Annotated in this window: 15 protein-coding genes; 10 read left to right on the top strand and 5 right to left on the bottom strand. The window is 39.8% G+C overall.

Features of this window, described 5'->3' with window-relative positions; all coding sequences use genetic code 11:
• Window positions 1-35: 35 nt before the first annotated feature.
• Together BN3769_RS08345 and BN3769_RS08340 are read right to left on the bottom strand one after the other, a co-directional pair.
• A complete protein-coding gene (locus tag BN3769_RS08345) occupies window positions 36-731 on the bottom strand; it encodes a DUF1796 family putative cysteine peptidase (RefSeq protein ID WP_068469485.1) in 696 nt (231 codons plus the stop codon).
• 151 nt (window positions 732-882) lie between these two features.
• Window positions 883-2,124: an MFS transporter gene (locus BN3769_RS08340; RefSeq protein ID WP_068469483.1), complete on the bottom strand. Its 1,242-nt coding sequence runs from the start codon at window positions 2,122-2,124 to the stop codon at window positions 883-885.
• 662 nt (window positions 2,125-2,786) lie between these two features.
• On the opposite strand from BN3769_RS08340, the gene BN3769_RS08335 reads away from it, so the two are divergent.
• The 4 genes from BN3769_RS08335 (at window position 2,787) to BN3769_RS08320 (ending at window position 7,814) form a co-directional block, all read left to right on the top strand.
• Complete coding sequence (locus tag BN3769_RS08335; RefSeq protein WP_154017864.1) at window positions 2,787-2,975, top strand: hypothetical protein; 189 nt, start codon at window positions 2,787-2,789, stop codon at window positions 2,973-2,975.
• A gap of 415 nt (window positions 2,976-3,390) precedes the next feature.
• Window positions 3,391-3,717, top strand: coding sequence for a hypothetical protein (locus BN3769_RS08330; protein WP_154017863.1), 327 nt, complete (start codon window positions 3,391-3,393; stop codon window positions 3,715-3,717).
• A 239-nt stretch (window positions 3,718-3,956) separates the two neighbouring features.
• Entirely contained in the window at window positions 3,957-6,374 is a 2,418-nt protein-coding gene (locus BN3769_RS08325) for a hypothetical protein (protein ID WP_068469477.1), read from the top strand.
• Window positions 6,375-6,509: 135 nt separating this feature from the next.
• Entirely contained in the window at window positions 6,510-7,814 is a 1,305-nt protein-coding gene (locus BN3769_RS08320) for a YihY/virulence factor BrkB family protein (RefSeq protein ID WP_068469475.1), read from the top strand.
• 43 nt (window positions 7,815-7,857) lie between these two features.
• On the opposite strand, the gene BN3769_RS08315 is transcribed toward BN3769_RS08320, so the two are convergent.
• From BN3769_RS08315 to BN3769_RS08305, 3 genes are all read right to left on the bottom strand, one after another.
• The gene (locus BN3769_RS08315; RefSeq protein WP_068469473.1) at window positions 7,858-9,267 is read right to left on the bottom strand and encodes a hypothetical protein; all 1,410 of its coding nucleotides are present in this window, start codon (window positions 9,265-9,267) and stop codon (window positions 7,858-7,860) included.
• A 301-nt stretch (window positions 9,268-9,568) separates the two neighbouring features.
• Window positions 9,569-11,356: a hypothetical protein gene (locus BN3769_RS08310; RefSeq protein WP_068469471.1), complete on the bottom strand. Its 1,788-nt coding sequence runs from the start codon at window positions 11,354-11,356 to the stop codon at window positions 9,569-9,571.
• A 47-nt stretch (window positions 11,357-11,403) separates the two neighbouring features.
• The gene (locus BN3769_RS08305) at window positions 11,404-13,017 is read right to left on the bottom strand and encodes a hypothetical protein (RefSeq protein WP_068469469.1); all 1,614 of its coding nucleotides are present in this window, start codon (window positions 13,015-13,017) and stop codon (window positions 11,404-11,406) included.
• Between the two features lie 239 nt (window positions 13,018-13,256).
• On the opposite strand from BN3769_RS08305, the gene BN3769_RS08300 reads away from it, so the two are divergent.
• From BN3769_RS08300 to BN3769_RS08275, 6 genes are all read left to right on the top strand, one after another.
• A complete protein-coding gene (locus tag BN3769_RS08300; protein ID WP_068469467.1) occupies window positions 13,257-14,723 on the top strand; it encodes a hypothetical protein in 1,467 nt (488 codons plus the stop codon).
• 485 nt (window positions 14,724-15,208) lie between these two features.
• Entirely contained in the window at window positions 15,209-16,624 is a 1,416-nt protein-coding gene (locus BN3769_RS08295; RefSeq protein WP_068469465.1) for an ATP-binding cassette domain-containing protein, read from the top strand.
• Window positions 16,625-16,817: 193 nt separating this feature from the next.
• A complete protein-coding gene (locus tag BN3769_RS08290) occupies window positions 16,818-17,957 on the top strand; it encodes an ABC transporter permease (RefSeq protein ID WP_068469463.1) in 1,140 nt (379 codons plus the stop codon).
• Complete coding sequence (locus BN3769_RS08285) at window positions 17,950-18,666, top strand: ABC transporter ATP-binding protein (RefSeq protein ID WP_068469461.1); 717 nt, start codon at window positions 17,950-17,952, stop codon at window positions 18,664-18,666. Before BN3769_RS08290 ends, BN3769_RS08285 begins: the two co-directional genes overlap by 8 nt.
• Window positions 18,667-18,698: 32 nt before the next feature.
• On the top strand, window positions 18,699-19,634 hold the full coding sequence (locus tag BN3769_RS08280) for an efflux RND transporter periplasmic adaptor subunit (protein WP_068469458.1): 936 nt from the start codon (window positions 18,699-18,701) through the stop codon (window positions 19,632-19,634).
• On the top strand, window positions 19,624-21,291 hold the full coding sequence (locus tag BN3769_RS08275; protein ID WP_068469456.1) for an efflux transporter outer membrane subunit: 1,668 nt from the start codon (window positions 19,624-19,626) through the stop codon (window positions 21,289-21,291). The genes BN3769_RS08280 and BN3769_RS08275 overlap by 11 nt, the downstream gene beginning before the upstream one ends.
• Window positions 21,292-21,372 lie beyond the last annotated feature (81 nt).

Below are 21,372 nucleotides of genomic sequence, written 5' to 3'. Positions count from 1 at the left end.
TGTGGTTTTTTTATTTAAAATTTAGCTAGGGTTGTTTACCAGACATCTTCCGGATTGCGTTCTGAAACATCATGTTTAATGCAGAATTGATCTAAGATCTCTTTCCAGCGCGCAAAATCTCCCATCCAGTTCCAGGCCTTTTGCTGAATGTAGAAATTTCTAATACGCTCTAGTCCCCAATCTTCATAAAAGGCTTCATCATCACTGACAGCCAAAATTGTATAGGAAAGAGTGGGATATAGCGTTTGGAATAGCAGATCTAATTGTTCCACTTGCTCGCGAGTAAAGCCTTCCCGAACAAATAAAATTTTCTTATTCGAATTCAATAATTCAAAAAATCTATTTATTCTGCGATCATACTTGGTTTTTATGTCATTGTAATTTGCCATAGGTGGCATGGAAAGAAAATCGTGATAGGAATGAATGCCATATAATAAATCAACCACATGAAAACGGCCAGTGTCGCCGGGATAAGGCTCGACTATCCAAATGTGATTCCATTCCAAAAAATGCTCTCCTTTATGCTGAATAAAAGCCATGAGGCTATCAAAGGAAGTATGAAACCAATCAAAAGGATAAGCTGCCTTTCTAAGTCCGTTGGTTTCCAATTGCCACGCAACTTGGCATCCATAGCCAAGACTGACGATTTCATCGTAAGCTTGGATTTCAGCCCTAGCAGCAAATGGGGTAATCACTAACAAAAATAAATAGACGCATAATTTTTTGATCATAATGGAATCCTATTGCTCAAATGATTTGAATAAGCGATTGATAAGAGCTTGTCATCAAATTCATTAGCAATTTGATGACAAGCTCTAAGGACGCCATTATTTATACAAATAAATTTTAAATCTTCTATTTTTTTTATTTATCTTTTTTAATTTAAGAAGAAAGTAAAGCGTTAGATGAGAGGGATAGGCGACGCTTTCCCATCCAAAAAGCCCATCCAGCAGTCAGCATTGCTGCTGCACCACCCCATGAAGTCAAACTGGGATAGTTCCCGACTGCAAACCCCACAATCAAAGGACTCACCCCCATGGCCAATGCAATGACTGATTGATAGACACCCAGAACCTCTCCTTGGTTTTCCCTATTCGCATAATTGGAAATGAGCGCGGTGGTAGTGGAAAAAGTCATTGCCAAACAGGACATAAAAGGAGGAAGGATCCACCAAATGTAAGAAGAGTGGGGAATGATAATAAATAGGAGCATGCAAATCGCGCATCCTATTAATGCCTTAGTCACCACATTTTCCGGATAAAAATATTTTAATAGAGCAGAAGCTATAGCCGCACTAAGGGCATACCAAATCCCGCCATAGGCATAATAGTTCCCTACCTCACCAAGGGCAAAATTAAAACGTTCGCGAAGAAGAATGGGAACAAATTCGTTAAAAAACGACCATCCAAAAGAAAAGGTAAAAGTTGCAAAAAACAGCCAACGCAATTGTTTCCAAACAACAACTTTGCCAATGTTTGTTATGCTTTGCTTTAAACTAAACGGTTTGTTTTCTTTTATGCGGTGCGTTTCCGGAAATTTAAACAAGACAAGGATAAGATTACCTAAACTTAAGACGCTCGCTAAAATAAAGGGAACGGCATATCCACACCAACTTGCTACAGCAGGGTCTGCCAATTTTCCCCCCAAGAACGGACCAATTGAAAACCCTGTTCCCAGGCTTGCATTAAAGAGAGCAAACTGTCTGGCTTTATTTTGATCCGTGCTAATATCGGCAATCATCGCTTGCGCTACACCTACTGTTCCTTCCGATATGCCAATAAGAATGCGGTAAATGAAAAGCAAGGACAGCGAGTGAATGCAAATTCCCACTACAGCTAAAAAGTATCCTAGGCATCCAAGGCCTATTCCATAACCCAGCGTTTGCCTGCGTCCTTTTAAATCCGAAATACTTCCTAAAATAGGAGAGCTAAAAAATTGCGTAAGGGGAGTCAGGCCTATTAAGATTCCCAATATAGCTCCTCGAAAAAAGGAAGAAGAACCAATTGGCACAAGCGGAACGGTTTGATCAAATAATAAAGCAGCAAAAACAGGATACACAAGGGCGATTCCCAAGTAATCCACAAATCCAATTAAAAGAATGGTGAAAAAATTCAACCTAGACATGTTATGTCTCCATTACGAAAAGTCTGAACGAAGTCTTTGCTCCCAAGTTCAAGGCATTGCGTTTACTAATAAAGTTAAACAGCTAAAAATGAAAAACTTGTAAGCAAGAAAAGTATGCGATTAGCAAGAATAGCGAACCGTTGAGGACTTGAAAAAGCCTCTAGCTCGCGTTCTTTTACGGAGAATGGTCACAGCCTCCGAACGCTAGCAGGAGTGACCGTTTGAAGTGGTGCGTGGTAATTGATGATCCATATCAATCAGTTTATGTTATCTATTAATTATCCTCAATATTTAATCGCTTAAATCTGGGTTTAGTTCTTATTTAAGCGATTCCTTACAATTCATATTTTCCCTCTATTCCCAGCGCTTCGAATCCGTTCAAAATAGCCCCGCGTCCTGTAGCGACATCCAGAATATGGACGGATTTAGATATTAGATAAATGCGCTAAATCGACCAGCTTTCGAGCAAAATAATCGAAAAATCTCGACTAGACGATAAACAATTTATAAGCAATTGGATTCAAGCATGCGCTGTCTTTTCAGTGAATTGAAATTTCATTAAAAAAAATTTCTTTAGCTATATATTAATAGACGCTATAGCTATTTAAGGCATCCAAATTTAGCAACAGTAAAACCTTATATATAGGAAAAATATGAAAAGAATGAGGAAGAATTCATTTACCGCAATTTTAATGTTTGCAATCCTTAACTTTGTCTCTTTTTCTCTTCAGGCTAATTGGCAAGATGAGTGGAATGAAGAACAGACAGGAATAGAGGCATTTGAAAAAGCCATGGCTTATGAAGTGGGATGTAAATGCAAGGATAAAAAAAAGACAAAAAGCGAAGAATAGCTTGAATCAAAAAAGCCCAATTAAACTAAAAAAACCATCTAAATACAACATAACGTATATTATCAGACCTTAAACTATAAAAACTTTGCCTTGTTCCTGCTTTTTGCCCCTCCCCTCTGAAATTGATTTTAATAAACAGAAAGCCTAAACTTGTTGCCATGTTTATTATGCCATTCCTTAGTTCAATAAATTGTGCTTAGCTGCGCTTATTAATTTGCCTTCAAATTTCTTCGATATTGATAAAGAAGCCTGTTATTTTGTGATAAAACACGAATTGTCTCACATCAAAAATAATGAGAGAGTTTTAAGAATCCCATAATAGGAGCGATCAGTTCAGCTGTAACTGCTATTTTGATGAACACCTGGATGATCCCCGCCACGCCAGCAAGTTTTGTCTCTGCTTCCGCTGGACGGCTTGTTGTGTCACTTTTTTGCTCAGCGTCAAGAACGCCAAGTCGATGATTTTGCTATCGCCAATAGTTCCATTGAAGAATTAAAAGGTGGAAGAAGATTTTTGCTATGCTTACAAAAAATTAATGCGGCTCTTTATGCAAACTTTCTACACATGAAGCTGATTTTCTCTTCTAATGGTGAAAATAGACTTGATCTACACCACCCTTCTCTTGCTAGCCGTTTAAATAAAATTGAGACGGCTTTGGCCAAAAGAGGAATAAAAGTAGAAGATGATAGCGAGAAAAAAGAAAAGCTGCTCAAGCTGGGAGCGCTTATTCTCAAGCATTGAGAATAAAGTGATTCTTCCTCTAGAGCTATCTTCCTCCTGAACAGAGAAGAGTAAAATACGCCACTTCCTTTGGAGTGATCCCCTTTATGCGCTCTCCTTTCGTTTTTAGGATTATTCACTCAGTAACGTCTGATAATATTAAAAGATATTCATGCTTTTCTAGTTAGATCCATTGACATTTGCAAGTAAAGGTTTCTATAATCGGCTGTCTTTTATTTATCCATTAGGAGCTTTTAACCATGCTTATTCACGGAGAATTGCCTTTACAATTTTGGATGGGGAAAATTCACACGCATTTAGTTAAGCAAGAAACGATCAAAGCAAGCTTTGCTGCTCTGGTCCTTCCCATCTTTGAAGGCTATGCTTGCCTTTGCACAATCGGGCATGTTTGCTTCCGGTTTGCTTCTAACGATGATCATTCGTCTTTCCCCTTATCGCAAGCGCTTATCAAAACAACCGTATTAGCCTTTAATATTTTGCTTAGCCCTTATCACGGCTTCCTGCATCCTTGGAGCAATTATCATCTTCATGAACTTTTTGACCTAACTCCCAGATGTCCCTCTCCATCCAGTGAAACACAGAGAGAACAAAACACGCCTCCGCCATCCATTGAACCGGTTTCTTCCCTTTCGACTCCCACTCCTCATACAAACGAAAACACGGAGAGGCAAGAGCCCTCTCAGGAGGAGCCTCTGATTCCTGTTAGCGAATCTCAACCGATGGAATCTCCTAATCCACCTGCGCCTTCCTCTCCTCAACCGATTTCCACTCCAATAGAACCTGAAACTCCGCCCACTCATTCTAATTCCCCAGTAATTACTCACACCGCAGCGCCCCAAACGCCTATTCGTGCGCCTCAAACACCTGTTTCAGTTTTTACTCCGGTTCCACTAACTCCTCGCACACCTCAAAGAAATGCAGTAAATGAGTCGGTGCCTTCAACGCCAGGTAGAATAATAGCGATCCGAAATATCACCTCTACTGTAGCCACTTCCAATCCTACGCCAAACCAACCTTCAACGCCTCCCAGGGGACAACTGGCCAATCCCGCGGTTTCTACACCAATTACACGTGTTACACGTGCTTTTACACCTAGCAGGCAAAGCCCAGGCATCCAAAATCGGATCGCAAGCCTGCAAGCAAGTCAAACACCTGTTAGAAAATCAGTTACAGTGACTTTAATACCAAACGATAATCTAACGCCTCCTGTTTCGATAAGACACGAACCGGACATTCAAACAGTCTCTCTTCCAATTGAAAGCCCAGACCCACAACAGACAGTTGAACAAACTTCACATATCGAAACTCCAATCAGACAGCGAACGAGCTTGCCACGCCCGCGAACGAGCATTAGTTTTACGCCGATTAATCTTGCCCCTATTTTTGAATCAGGGGTAGGGAAACAACAATCTGACATGGAGAAACGCCAATCTGTTGGCACATCAAATTCTTGTACGCCAGTTTCGTCTGAAACAAGCGAGAACGAAGGCTTTTATCCCACCTTCTCCCCAGCTTTCTTTAATTCTGATTTGGTGTATAGCACTGACACTGAAATAGAAATGGTAGATTTCACCTCTTCTTTAAACCGCTCTTCCCAAGAAATCACTTCGTCTGATCCGGAGCCCGTTGTCCCTGCGCAAGTTTTTATCCAACCCTCTACTCAACGCCCCTTTTATTTAGGGGATCTTCCCCCTCCTCCTTCATTGTGCGCCACCCAGCAAACGCTTCAGCCAACGGCTTCTTCTTCTTTATTAGAATGTCTTTTTAATCAAATGTTGAACGAGCCATTTAAATTAAAAGTGGCGACTCGCAAGGCTTACGTCCTTTTTGGAAAAGAATCAAAATATTTATCGATTGAGAAGTCTCAACAAACGACTATTAGCGATCCCGAGAAGGTAAAAAAGTTTATTCAAAAGCATCAAAAAGACTTCAATACCTTATCCGCTTCTCAAATTGGATATCTAAAAAACAATCTCAAACTTCTTCAAGGAAAGGGATTAGGTGGTGTAGAAACTTTTCTTTCTCAATTAAATACGCTTCAGTTCAAACTCTGGGTAGAGGATGAATACAAAAAAGGCCAGTTGGAAAATACGTGCAGGCGCTTAATCGAACAGACAATTGATAAGATTATTGAAGACCAAGGCAGATCCAGCGGAAGCCAGGCGCGTTTAATGCGGGCAGCCATCAATCATGATGTGTTACAGCAGAGAATTGAAGAGCATCACAAATATGATCTGTGCAAGATCAATCAATTTACAGCTTATGAAACATATGGCATTTTAAGTCGTTACCTTCAAAATTTACCCGAACAGAAAAAAGCAGATCTGCAATCTCTTCAACAAGTGAATTCAACGGAAGGCTTTATTGCAGCTATAAAACAATTGAACAAAACAGATCGCGCTTTCGTCATTGATTTGCTTTCCCTTTATTGGTTTGCCTGGGATAGAATTTGGTTAAAAGAAGACCGAATAAGTTTCGGGGACGATTATGACTCGCGCACATCTGCGACAAATATGTTAAGAGGCTCTTTCAGCATTGCTTCGCTTTTATGCCCGCCAACATCGACGCCTGGCGAATTGAAAAGGGATTATGTTGTTGATGTGCTTTTAAATTACAACACCTATTTTGAAGAATTAAAGCAAAGCCTGCAAGCATAGGAATTGTCTATTTGGTTGGGAGGAAGCTAGTTGAATCTTCACTAGCTTTCCTTTATGAGGAGGTATTAGACCTGCTAATAACATGACAATTTTTAAGAATTTTGTTATCAATGAAAATAAACAAACCTTAGCATCATGGCAAATCCATCCTCTCTCCTTCCCCCTCCATCCCACCCACCTGCTAAATCTGTTTCTCCTTCTCTCATCAAACGCGCAGTCCGCGTTCTCGTTGATGCCGCCCGCGGGTTTGTAGAAGATGACTGTTATGCAAAAGCATCTGCTTTAACATTTTATTCTCTTCTATCAATCGTTCCTGTTTTTGCCGTCTTGTTCGGCATCGCCAAAGGTTTTGGCTTTGAGAAGGCGCTTGAATCAGAAATTAATGAACGTTTCTATGAGCAGCGCGAAATCGTAGAAAAATTAATTGAATTTTCTTATTCTTGGCTGAAAACTGTACAAGGAGGAGTAATAGCCGGGATTGGAACCATTACCTTATTGTGGTCTGTCTTCGGCCTGCTTAATAATATTGAAACAACGCTTAATTCAATTTGGAAAACACGCATTTCGCGTCCTTACAGCAGAAAAATTAGCGACTACCTAGCCACCATGATCATTGGCCCTCTATTTTTGGTTACCTCTAGTAGTATAACTGTCTTTTTAAGCACCCAAATCACGCAAACGGCTCAAAACAATATTTTAGTTGAAGCCGTCAGCCCTGTCTTAATTTTTGTTCTTAAGCTCTTTCCCTTTTTTTTAAGCTGGATATTATTTACTTTTATTTACGCATTCATGCCAAACACGAAAGTCTATTTACGATCTGCTCTTATAGCAGGAATCATTGCCGGGACGGTTTTTCAGCTTTGGCAGCTGCTGTATATTCAATTCCAAATCGGTGCTTCAAGTTATGGCGCCATTTATGGAAGTTTTGCTGCACTTCCTCTTTTTCTCATTTGGCTTCAGGTGAGCTGGCTAATTTTATTAGGTGGGGCCGAATTGGGATTTGAAATTGAAAATGATCTTTTTATTCCTGTCAGGCGGCTGACCCCTCTTTCAAGCAAAGCGATCGCTTTGCTCATTACTTACCGCTGCATTGAGGCCTTTGCAAAAGGACAGCCTCCCCTTACAGACCGTGCATTGGCTCATGAACTGGGAATGTCCCTGAATCATTTGCAGCTTGTCCTAGAAGCGCTTCAGGAAGACCGTATCTTATCCGCTGTTTCTTTTCAGGACAAAACAATCGGCTACCAGCCGGCGAGAGCCATTGAGACCATCACCATGAAAAAGGTCTGCGATGCGATTGACAGAAGCCACGATTTAATGGCATCTGTCAAAGAGTCTCCGCCAATGGAAAAAATTAGAGGCTATGTCCAGCAAATTGACCTCATCTTAGAAGACCCGACAAACAACCAACCGCTTTATAATTTTATTTCCAATCCCTAGAAATAGGGCAACAGAGGGAGTGAACCTAACTGAACAACTATTCCTATATCTGTTCTTTTTGCAATTCAATGATTTGCTGTTGCATTTCAATATACCGATTGACCTTGATCGTCTCTTTTTCTAAAATTTCTTTTTCTGTTAATTGCAAGTCAATCCATACCTCTAAACAGGAATAAGCGCATGTGTCAAATCGCTGCGCTTTATACAAAGGGCCTGATTTGAGGTCCGGTTCTTTCCCTTCCTCAAAAAGAAATTTTTTATGAAGGCTATAAAAGTGATCGATAGAAGAGCGTTTATCTAGAGCGCATAGGATTAAACTTTCAATAAAGGAATAACTCAATTTCTCGCGTCTCACCTCTTTTATAATATAGGGATGAACAAAGATTTCTCGATTTACTCTCTGGATGCGATGGTACTTTTTTATTCCATTGCCGGTGTTAAAGATAGTATAGCAATAACGGCAATCGGTAGATTGTTGGGATGGTAACAACTCAATTTGAATCACGATATTATGCGTGCCTGTTCCCAAATTAAAGATGCGTTTATCCCCTTCTTTCATTTGATCAATAATCTCGATCATATCCCAACACATGTCATTGACCAAAACTTGAAAAGGAACCGAAAAGGGCGAAAGGAGTGGATATGTGCTATAAAAAGAATCTTTGTCAAACCCGACCAACTCTTTCAGATAAGTCAAAGGAATTTTTTCTTCCTTTTTTAAAACTTGATGAGCAAAAGAGGTTTTAATGGCAAACTTTTCTGCTTTTTTTAAAGCCTCATAAGTGGCATTGAAAGCGGCTAAACGCTCGCTCTCTATCTTACTTCTTAACGCTTCCAATAAGCTTAAATAACTAATGGCCGATTGCAACTCTAAACTTCCTTCATAAGCTTCAACGTCTACTTCTTGAAGATCCTTCCGAACAAATTGATTGGCCATTAAATGGAAAAGATCTTTTTGGACTGTTGTAATGGTAGAAGAATCTAGCCTTAAATCCCGCACCTTTTTTTGATAAAAAGCTTCCCAAGCTTTATCGGCATTACAAGGTAAACGCGCTCCAACTTTCATCTGCTGGGTTAATTCATTTATACAAGCATTTAGAGAAACTGACACCTTTTTTCCTGTCTCTAAATTCAAGACTGAACAAGGAGGTTGTTTAACAGATTTTTGACTCGCGTTCACTTGGTGGATATGCTTTGATATTAAATTAATCTTTTTTTTTAGATTAATTAACTTTACCAATCGATCGGCAGATTGAGTGATCGACAAAAGAGGCTTTCTGGTATCTTCTAAATGAATTAATTGATCTGTCTTACAGACAATAGCTTGAAAATCTATATCTAATTCATCAGTAGTGGATTTACAAGTTCTAATGGCTTTTTCAGTCTGCTTTATACGTTCTTCAATCCCCTTAACAGTACTAATAAAAAATTGAAGATTTCCATTTTGAATCATAAATCCACTAAATTGTAGTTATTTTAATTTTATCAATTCTAAACAAAAACTAAATTTTACAACGAACACCTTTTAATTACAAATAACATTATCTATATCAAAGGTTAATTTGATTTATACAACTATTACTTTAACTTTCTTTTAAAGAGTCATTTAATCAATCTAGCCATTTGTGAAGGTCTTGGATTTTAGAAAAGTTAAGAGGGATAAGGGCCTATATTCAAGGTGATTTTTCCGCTAGGAAAAGCCTTCAATTTTAGGTCACGAGCCGTTTTAATATCCCCTCTAAAGGAAGATCTCCTTATTGCGTGTCATTTATAAGAGGAAAAGCCCCTTCCTTTTGAAATAAACTTTCTTCTTTGGTTATCGAAATTTTTCTTTTTTTTACTTCTGTTTGCAAATGAGAAAAGTATTTTTCGCCTAAATCAAGAAAAATCTTACTCTCTTTTAATTTTCTCTTTCGTTTATTGAAATCGCTTTCTGTATAGTTTCTGCGTTTTTTGGGGATTTTCGAAGAAAATGCCTGAATCGCTTTTTTGTCATCTTGTTCCAGGATTTGAACAACGCGTGCTTGCTTTTGAACAGATAAAGATGACTTAATTAATTCCTTTTGCAAAACTTCTTCTAAAGTGAGATGAGAATCGATCCACGCCTCAAAAGAAGAATAGGCACAGGTACCAAATTTTTGCTCAAGATAAGCCGAGCCGCTATCAAGGTCTACAGAGCCGCCGCCTTCCACTAAACACTTTCTATGCAATTCATAAAACTCTTGAATAGTTGACTCTTCATCAAACATGAATTTCACGAGACTTTCAATAAAGGAATAGCTAAAAGCTTCAAGCTTCAATCCTTTAATAATATAAGGCTTACAATAATTTCCGTCTGCTGTTTGAGCGTAGTAGTGAAATTTCTTTCTTCCCGATCCGGTGTTAAAAATCGCGTAGCGATACTCGCCATTTGAATACTGCTCCGATGGCTCTAGCCGTTCGACTTGGACAGTAATGGAATGCTCCCTTATTCCTACGTTAAAAACACGTAAATCATTAGGTTCAATTTGATGGATCATCGTAATAATATCCCAAGCGATATTATTAATAATGATAGAGAAAGGTACTTGGCACTTTTTTGCAAGCGTATAGGTTCGATTGAAATCCGCCCATTCGTTCATCGCATCAACCAAAGACACGTTTTGACTGCTCGCTACTTTAGCCAGCCCTTCAAAATAGGTCTGCTCACTTTCAACTGTATGATCTTGCTGCATTTTGAAGACAAAAGTTGTTTTGAGAGCAATTTCCAAAGCTAAGCTTGTCCGACAGAGAAGGAAAAACATTTTTTCTTTGTTTTGATTAGAGCTGACTTGAACAAGTCTTTCTAGCATTTTTAAATAACTGAAAATAGAATGAAATTCCCAACTTCCTTCGTAACTTTCAATTTTTACGTCTTCTAGTTTTTTTTCATCGAATCGACCACCCAGCCAATGAAAGAGCTCTTTTTGAGCGGTTTGAACGCCCTCTGCTTGTTCCAAGAGAAGTTTTTTTTTCTGCTCCTCATAAAAGAGTTGCAAAGCATCTTTATCCTGAAAAGGTAGGCGAAATGTTTGTTTTAATTCTGTTTTTAATTCCTGTACTCTCTTTGCCAAGCAAAAGAGGACGCCTTTCTTACCTGTGACTTTACTATTTATAAAAAATTTACTTGTTGTAGACTGGATCAAGTTTTGTATTTTTTTGACTTGTCTATGAAGCGCATCTAATTTATCAATCCGTTGACTTTCTAAAAAACCATTGGAAGATGATTCAATAGGAAGGCGTTTATCTTGCTGAACCAAATAAAAAATTTGATTTAAAAATTGATTAAATTGGCGACGAACCGACCTGGGAAAAGAATGAGTCCGCTTCAAATGCAAGACCGTTCCTTGCAAATGACTTTTAATTTGATCCATTCGATTAAATTGATCATAAAGCGTAGGGAACGGATTTGAATTTATTACCTGTTGAGAAACATCAAAAGAAACAGAGGAGGGAGACGCGTCCTCTGTTTCTTCTAAAGACAAATCCCTAAGATGAATGCGAAAATGTCCGATTTGCTGCATGGCTTACCATAAAAAAATATTATTACACCTATTCTCGACTCTAATAATTATTGAAGATTGCTCTTCATTTTTTCAATTTTCTGCTTGTACTGTTCTCCCAATGCCAACAAGATTTTGCTATCCTTGAGAGCTTTCTGTTTGGCCATGGATTCTGTTGTTGGAACATAGCGAGTTTTGTTGTAGACTCTTTTGACAGTTTTCCAATTAGACTTTTTTGTTTCTTCTTCTAATTGTTTAATAACATGAGTTTGTTTTTTAATAGAGAGCGAAGATTTGATTAATTCTTTTTCTAATCTTTCACTATCTGTTAATTGCAAATCGATCCAAGCATCAACAGCCGCATAGCTGCAAGTGCCAAATTTTTGAGCCTGATATTCCGGTCCTCCATTCAAGTCCAAATATCCGTTGGCTTCTCCTACTAAGGCATAATGATGAAGACAGTAAAAATTATAAGCCGAATCTCTAGACAGAAGGCACCCGACTAGGCGATCGATAAAGTCATAAGTAAAAGCTGAGCGTGTTAATTTTTTTATAGTACACGGTTTTACCCACGTTTTCCCATCGGCTTCTCTAGAAACGTGATAGCTAATTCCCAAACCTGTGTTATAAATAGAATATTGATATTCTCCTTCCGGAAAATCTTGACTTGGCAATAAACGAACAATTTCGATTAGCAGGCTATGCCCGTCTATTCCCATATTAAAAATGCGTTTCTGCCCCGGCTGGATTCCATCTATCAGCTTAAGAAGGTCATGGCAAATATCATTAATAATGACTTCATAGGGAACACGGCAATCAAACTCCAATTTATACGTTTCATTAAATACCCGTTCCTCCTTGGCTAATGTCCCATCCTGCGCAGCTTTATCCAGGGCTGCTAGAGCTTTATAATAGCGGTATTCTTCTTCATCTGATTGGTTGCGGATCATGATTTCTGCAAAGAAAAACTTAAGAGCAATTTGCCGCCCTATCTTTAGCATATCCAATAATTTGACTTGATCTTCTTTGCGTTCTTTCTTAGCAGATTGCAATAAAATTTCAACTAGCTTGCAGTAACTAGAATAAGAATAAAACGCGCAACTTCCTTCATAATTTTTCACATTAAGGCCTTTTAAGCGATTCTCACTTACATGCTCTCCTAGCCAATGAAAGAGCTCTTTTTGTACAAGCCGAGGATCCGCTTGCACAAGTCCGGGATCTGCCAATGAACCGCTTTCAGTCATATGCTCTAGCTGAGCAAATCCCATCTCTTCTTCTTTCTTTTTTTGGTATAATTCCCATGTCTGGTTAGGATTAAAAGGCAATCGACCTTCCTGCTTAATTTTCCATCTTAAAGAAGAGATTCTTTTGACAAGCTTAGGCAAGACAGTCTTACTAATCTTTGCATAAAACATGTAACTTCCCGTAACCGGTAATATACGGCTTTTAATTTGGTATATTTTCTTTTGAATTTTGCAAAGCTTGACAATCTTTCCGGCTAATTGATTCGTATTTAGGACTTCTGCATCGTTTTGCACATGGACAACAAGCTTTTCTAATAAGTTATTAAAAGCCCTTCTGCTAGCTAAAGAGAAAGTATTTTGGTCTCTTAATTCATTTCGAATTTTTCCTAAATCACAATAAATTTGATTAAACTCATTTGAGACATTATTATTAATCATGCTAAAACACCCACTTATTAAAATTAAGATTTCTTAATAAAAAATAAAGTCATTTTACATCAACTATCAATAAAACACAAAAAATAATAAGAAATTGAAATGAGAGGTAAAATAAAAAATTAAATTAAAAAATAATCTTATAGCAGAAAATAGTCTTCGAAAATAAATTGAAATTTGATAGAAATAAGAATAATTAAAAAAGCCTTTGTGATTATTTACAAAAGATTTAAGAGGTTGACATGTTACCCCTCACGCCCCCTCCTTCTTCTATTGCAACTTTGAAGAATCTCAGTGAGAAATTTGCTTCTCAACTTGGAATCGTCCAGTTAAATGCCAATGTGAAAAAACAGATCAATCAAATAATAGAATTAGTTGATTCCCATTTGCCCATGCAAAAAGGAAATGCGAGCAAGCAACTCGAGAAGATTTTTTTTTCTGCATCTATAGAGACAATCAAACAGATGAAAAGAGAAGAGAAGGGAATCATTTCAACAGAAGTGACCTTTGCTGAGATTATAAAGAAGACAAAGTTTTATTATGCACTCAACGCTAAATTAGAAAATAATTTATTCAAGGATAAAATCTTCGGTTTTCTTTTGCTTAGATTCAATTCTGAAGTAAACAAGCAAATTGAAGCGCTGATAAATGAATTCTTGCTTACGCTCAAAAAAGATAGGCATTGTTCTGAATTAGACATTGAAAAGGCTAATCAACTAGCAAAAGAAGCCTTTGTCCTAACTATGGGGCGAATCACGCAAAAACTTCTTGTCGAAGATGCTAATCTTCTTCCTCAGACCCTCTCTTTTATGAGCTTGACTGAACACACGGCCTTCCTGCCGACGTTAAAAGACTATTTTAAAGAACATGAAGAATTATATCAGGTCATTTTAGCGGTTTTTCAAAAAGGCTCAACAATAAATTTAAGACGGTTGACAGGGAATTACCAACAACTGCTTTCTCTAGATGACTCTTTTCTTTCTGAAGAAGCGCAGAATCCAATTCGTCGGCACCTCTCCGAAACGTTGCTTACCCCTTCGGCAAATTCAAAAGATGAGAAACGCAATTCGGATGAATGGGTTAGCCCAAAAAGAAAGCATCCAGAGCATGCCTTGCAGGAACACGTGTCTAATCTGAATGGCATCATGCTTTGCTTGAACCCGGATGAAAAAAAGGAAATGAAAACGCTTCATTTTTCTACCCTGTCCAATATTGAAAAACTCATCCAAGCTCAACAAAAGCGACGTGCCGAGGCCTATGAAAGGCATTTTCAACAAGTGCTCCAAAAAGATTTTTTTCTTTCTCAATTGGAAGCACAAGTGAACGATCAATCTGACCAGACGATTGACTCTCTTCTTCAAGATGCATTTAGACAGCAGATAACCCTTTTTCTTTCGCAGGTAAATGATCAAAAATTTAAAGATAATTTAGACAAGTATTTGGCCTGCTTGGAAGATATCTTTGTCAGCCATTTTCACGACGTTTTAGACCCTCTCTTAAAGGAAGAAAACGTAGATAATCAAGCTTTGACGTCTCATTTGGAAGCCTATTTAAATACGTTTCCCACCTGTTTTAAGACAAGATTTCGCGATCAAACCCGCGCCTTCTTAGATGATTGGTCTTCCTCATCAACCGCCCTATATCGGAAACAGAACGGATTAAATAGAAAAATTATTCATGACATTGCGCTGAAAAGGCAATTTGAGTAAAGCACACTCGCTTGCTCTCTTGCACTGCAAGCAAGCTCAAAAATTAAGGTAGGCGTAGCCGGAAATTTTAATTTCGAACTTGTTTACATGCGATTCATCAAACAATATAAATTGTTAAATTTACAAATTAAGTATTGTTTATTTTTAAATTTTATTATAAATTAAATAAATAAAATAATTTTAAATTGATATTAAGAAAAAAAATAAGAGATCTTTCATCGTTTTTTTTCCTCATATGCATTAAAAGAGACTCATTGTTTAATTATTTGAAAGCTTGATAAGCCGTCGGAGTAGCTAGATAACAAGGAAAAGATGTTTATTTTTTTTTAATAGAAAGGCAAATTCCAAGTTATTGTCTTTCAATTAATTAAAAATTGAAATCATCGCTTGTCCATAAGTAAGGGCAATGTTAGAATGCTTGCCGTGTTCATTGCAGTAAATAAAGGATAGAAACATTTATAAAATGGTAAATTAATAAACATTGTATGTTTAATACCTCGCCGCCAAAGACTCTCAAACAATTCTGGGGGCTTTTAACCAATCGATGGGCATTTGGTTGTTTTGCATTGCTAACCTTTCAACAAATCATTGAAGCATCTTCGACGGTTTGGCTGGTGACAATGATGAAAAGAATCACAGGAGGAGAAAACTTTTTTCCGTTTCTTTTTCTTTATCTGACTTCGCTCGCTTTTCCGTATATTCCAGGATGTATTGCCTATATTATTAAAATTTCTTGGCGTCAAGAAGCGCAGCGTTCATTTATTAATGCTTTTGTTTCTTCTAATCGCAACCAGATTGGGGAATGGAGCAATAAAGGCATTAAAGAAGAAAAGCTCTCTATATTGACGGCAGAAGCCCCAACCGCACTGCAAGCATTAATTGATTATGTATTTGATCTTTATAGCTACGTTCTAAGTGTATTCTTTAACATTTTTGCTCTTTCAATTGTTGTCGAACCTCTTTTCGGCGTTGCTTATGGCTTAAGCGTGTTAACGGTCGTCCTTGTGATGAAAGTCAAGCGCCGCCTGCAAAGAAGGCTGACTAAAAAAGCGTTGACCGCCCGCATTGATTTATGTCAGTCTTTATTGGCCGCGTGGGATAACGTGCTGTTAGGCAACCGATATAATTTTAAGTTATGGGAAGACCGCACAACCCAGCGTCTCAATCGCTGTTTGCAAAAAAACGTGGACTTAGAACGATTTGATCAAATTTTAGCTATCGTTATTTCGCTTTTAACATCGATCCCCTCTTTAATTGTCGTCGTCTATTATGTTTACATCAACCGCTTTAGTGTTCCAAACTTGACCGCTTTTCTTGTGACCCTTCCGGTCCTATTTAATATCCTTTCTTACACTTATCAAACTTTGAGCCTCATTTTCCGCTGGAATATGCATCGCAGTAAATTACTGTCTATTTACAAAGCCATTCAACCGATCGCCGATGCAGACACGGCTATGGAAAAAAAGGTCAAATGGCCGAAAATTCAAATTTCCTCTTCAACAATCGCGTCTTCCGATCATATTTCTCTTCCCGGACCGCAAGCCCTCAATTCTTATCATGATCTCTTGCCATATACGCATCAAGCCGGGCGCATTACGCTGCGGGGAGAAAACGGAGCAGGAAAATCGACGCTTCTTATGTTAGTCAAGAATGCCTTATGCGATCGCGCTTTCTTTTTGCCTACGCAAAACCAATTAAGTTTTATTTCTGAAACAAATAAATATTCAACAGGCGAATCGTTGAAAAATCGCCTGCTTGAAATATTAGAGCGCGTAGATGTGGATGTTTTACTATTGGATGAATGGGATGCCAATTTGGACAAAGATAATCAAGAGCGTTTATCCGCTTTAATTGACGAACTTGCCCAGAAAAAATGCGTCATTGAAGTCCGTCACCGTTAAGCCTTTCATAGCACGGGGGCTTGCCAGCTTCCGTGCATCTTAGAGGATGTCTTAAAATTCACGCTTTTCAAGCCTCTCTCTTAATATACCCTTTTAATGAGTGTTGAGTTTTTGTGCCCAGTACTACGCAATTGTCTGTAAATACCCAAAAGCTTAATATCGGCAGATACATTATATCTGCGTAGAGTTTTGTATGTATAACATTGCCATTAAGATGCTAATGGGCGATCGAGCCAAATACTTGATGTTGATTAGCGCTTTATCCTTCGCTTCTTTATTGATGACTCAGCAATGCTCTGTCTTTATTGGCTTAATGCATTGGACAACAGCGACTTTACGCAATACCCATATTCCTATTTGGGTCATGGATCCCTATGTCGAACAAGTCAATGAAGTCAAGCCGATGCGAGATACAGATTTAAGCCGCGTTCGCTCCATCCCTGGAGTGGCTTGGGCTGTTCCCTTTTATTTTTCCATCCAGCAAGCCCGCCTAGCTGACGGAAAATTTAAATCGATTCAACTCATTGGTTTAGATCCTGCCACCCTTATTGGAGCTCCTCCCATTATGCTTCAAGGAAAGCTAGAGAACTTACGCCAAGCGAACGCCGTTATCGTCGACCGTGTTGGCATTGAAAAATTAAGCGAAGGAAGGCAAGCTCCTTTGCAGGTTGGCGATCGCTTTGAAATCAATGATCATGAAGTCCGCATTGTAGGAATATGCGAAGCTGCCCGGTCTTTTTTTGGTTATCCCTTCATTTATACAACTTATGACCAAGCCATCGAAATTGTTCCAAAGACTAGAAAGAATTTAGCGTTTATTCTCACTCAACCTTTGCCTGATACCAATCATGAAGCCCTCGCTCAACGCATTACCGAAGAAACCGGCCTTAAGGCTTTGACGGAAGGACAATTCTTCTGGAGTACAATCTGGTGGTTTGTGCGAAACACGGGAATTCCCATCTCTTTTGGCACAACAATCCTGCTTGGCTTTATTGTGGGAATTGCTGTAGCCGGTCAAACTTTTTATTCTTTTATTCTAGAAAATTTAGGAAACTTAGGGGCCTTAAAAGCCATGGGAGCGAGCAACTCCCTCCTTTGCCGGATGCTCTTGCTGCAAGCCTTTCTTATTGGCTTTATTGGCTATGGAATAGGCATCGGATTGGCAGCGGCTTTCGGATTTGCCACGCTTAAAAACGGACAGCCGCCTTTTTATATGCCTTATCAAATCCTCTTTCTTTCTTTGGGAATGATTATCCTTATTTGCTCTGTTGCAGCTTTCTTGAGCATTCGCCGTATTAGCAAACTAGACGCCGCGGAGGTTTTTCGTGGATAAACAATCGAATGTTGCCGAGAAACTCTCCCCCAAACTTGCTATTGATGTGCGAGGTGTGTATAAAACATTCCAGCAAGGAAATAATGCAATAGAAGCTTTAAAAGATATTCACTTGCAAGCTAGAACGGGTGAATTATTAATGATCGTCGGTCCATCCGGATGCGGAAAGACAACGCTATTGAGCGTCATTGCAGGAACACTGCGATTCGACAGAGGAGAAATTGAGGTATTCAACACCGCTCTGCATAGCTTAAGTGAGCAAAAGACGACACAATTTAGAAAACAGCATGTCGGATTCATCTTTCAGCAGTATCATTTGATCCGGACATTGAATTGCTTGGAAAATGTCAGCATCCCCTTGCTTTTGAATGGAATAAACCGCTCTGAAGCCGAAGAGCGGGCAGCCGTTTTATTAGAAAAAATCGGGCTAAAAGGACGAGAAAAGGAAAATCCCCTCCGCCTCTCCGGCGGTCAACAGCAGCGCATCGCTATTGCGCGCGCGCTTGTACATGAGCCTCAGCTAGTCATATGCGATGAACCTACGGCCGCCCTTGATGCCGAAACGGGAGCGAGAATTATGGAACTGATGATTGAGATTGCCCGCATGCCCGATCGATGTGTCATTTTGGTGACACACGACAATCGGATTTTCAGATATGCAGACCGGGTGGCGGAAATGAATGATGGGAAAGTGTTGACTATTAATTAAATATGAAATTTTGATGGGAATTAAAAACGATTATGGCAATCTTTCGCGGCTTTGCTATTTACTTCGCCTTTGCAGGCATTATCTTGGCTTTGATTTTAATCAGTCGATTGAATATGTCCGATCCTAAGCCTGCCCCTGTTCTCATGCCTGCTGTTAACCCCTATCAGCATACCATTGCCGCATCGGGCATTATTGAATCTGCGGATAAGAATATCGAAATTGGCGTTCCACAATCCGGCCTAGTCAAGATGGTCTTTGTTCGCGTGTGGGATGCTGTTCAGGAAAACGCGCCTCTTTTCCAAATGGATGACCGCGATCTGGAAGCTCAGCTAATTGTCCAAAAGGCTAATGTCGCCGTTTCGCTCGCCAATTTGGGCCGCTTAAAAGACCAATTAAGCCGTCTAGAAGGAGTGAAAGATCTGCGCGCAATCAGCCAAGAAGAATTAAAGACTAAAAGGCATGATGTCGCTGTTGCCGAAGCCCAGTTGGCCGCTGCTGAAGCGGCTGTTCATCAAACTCAGCTTCTTATTGAGCGCTTGACAATTCGAGCGCCTAAAGAGGGAATTATTTTACAAAGCAATATCCGTAAAGGAGAATCCGTATTAGCAACCAATCCCATTCCGGCTATGATTTTGGGAGATTTAGAGCATTTACAAGTGCGTGCAGATATAGATGAACAAAACGCTTGTAAAATTCTGCCCTATGCACCGGCAACAGCTTTTCCCAAAAATAATACAACCCTTGCTATCCCTTTGCAGTTCGATCGCATCGAGCCTTACGTCATCCCTAAACGGTCCTTAACCGGAGCGAGCGAAGAAAGAGTAGACACCCGCGTGCTGCAAGTCATTTATACATTTGCTCATCAACCATCTTTTCCCCTGTATGTTGGCCAACAAGTGGATGTCTTCATTAAGCAAGGCACAAAACAAATAGATTCTCACTCCTCCGAGGTTGCCGATGCCCCATAAAATATCCTATCGCGATTGCCTTTCTATTTTTGGTTTTTCATTTTTGGGGAGCCTTGCTTTTGTGGGATGCCAACTCATTCCTCCTTATCAAGGCCCTTGCACGCCAACTCCGGGGGAATGGAAGACGCCTTCGCTCCACTCAAATATGCCGTCCGATTGGAAATCCGAAATGGAAAATTCGAATCAAACGAATGATCACCCCCATTCCGATTCCGCCTCTTGCAATCCGGAAGAACAACAGCAAGCGCTCTTCTCTGAATGCAAGGAAAATTTTGAAAATTGGTGGGAAGTTTTTAATGACCCTGTACTCAACCAATTGGAAGAGCAAGCGCTTAACTCCAGCTACACCCTAAAAGCAGCCTTGCAAAGGGTTATTGAAGCCCGCGCTCAAGCATGGATCAGCCGTGCAGCCCTTGCGCCGGCCATTAACTTTGCTCCCAGCTTTTCAAGAAGCGGATCTTTGATTCAAAATCCGATTCCTGGAGGACTCGGCACAGGGACAACAGGTACTCAGCCGACTGTACAAGCGGGGTCTTCTTCTTCTGGAGCCGGGGGGACAGCCGGTTCAACCAGTTTGCCTAGCGAATTTCGGTTTGTGCAATCCCAATATCTTCTTCCCTTAGATTTAAGCTATGAAGTAGATTTGTGGAGCCGGCTAACCAATACCTATGAAGCGGCTCTCATTCGTGCACAAGCCTCTTTAGAAGACTATTATAGCGTTCTTTTGACTCTGACAGCGGATGTTGCCTCCCATTACTTTCAAATGCGCGATTTGGATGCCCAGCAAGTCGTCTTAGAAAAAACCATTCAAGCAAGACGAAGGGCCTATGAAATTAATTTAGCCCGCTTTAAGGCAGGCCTAATTGTCTACCTAGATGTCAGCCGAGCGGAAGTCGAATTGGCGCGAGCGGAATCAGACAGCATTGATATTCGCCGGCAGCGCGGATTGGAAGAAAACATGATCGCCTCTTTAGTGGGCGTTCCAGCGCCTGTTTTCTCGCTTGATTTCAATCCTTTGTATACGCCTCCCCCTCTTATTCCAGCAGGCCTACCTTCTGATTTACTTATTCGCCGGCCTGATATCGCAAGAGCCGAGCGCAACTTGGCAGCTGCTTATGCAGATATAGCCGTCGCTTATACGAACTTTTTTCCTTCCATCAATTTGACGGCCGCGATCGGGCTTGAAAGCCCATTTGCCCATTCCTTGTTCTCGTGGAAAGCGCGCTTTTGGGAAGTCGGCCTAAATATTATGCAGACCGTCTTCGATGCGGGGCGCAATGAAGCGAATTTAATTTACTATAAAGCTAAATTTCGCGAACTATTGGCAAATTACCAAGAGGTTGTCTTGACGGCTTTTCAAGATGTCGAAGATTCTCTGACAGACATTCGGGAAAGAGCTTTTCAATCACAAGCTCTGACCGTTGCCGTCAGAGCAGCCCGCGAAACGCTCAATCTTTCGGAGCTACGCTATAATCAAGGGTTAGTAAACTATTTAGACGTCGTAGATGCCGAACGCACCCTGCTGGAGACAGAGCAAAACTCAGTCATTGTACTTGGTGATCGCTACCTCTCTACAATACGTTTGATTAAATCCTTGGGCGGAGGCTGGGGAAGGATTACGGAAGCCGAAGAGTGCGATGCTTGTTTGATTAAATAATAAGGGCACGGATGGGATGTTTCCCATCTGTGCTAGCTTTAGCCTTGCAAAAAGAACGCATTAGCTCATCTATTTACTATT

Source organism: Candidatus Protochlamydia phocaeensis (assembly GCF_001545115.1).
In the GTDB taxonomy this organism is placed as follows: Bacteria; Chlamydiota; Chlamydiia; order Chlamydiales; family Parachlamydiaceae; genus Protochlamydia_A; species Protochlamydia_A phocaeensis.
This window is presented reverse-complemented; position numbering and strand designations above follow the sequence as displayed.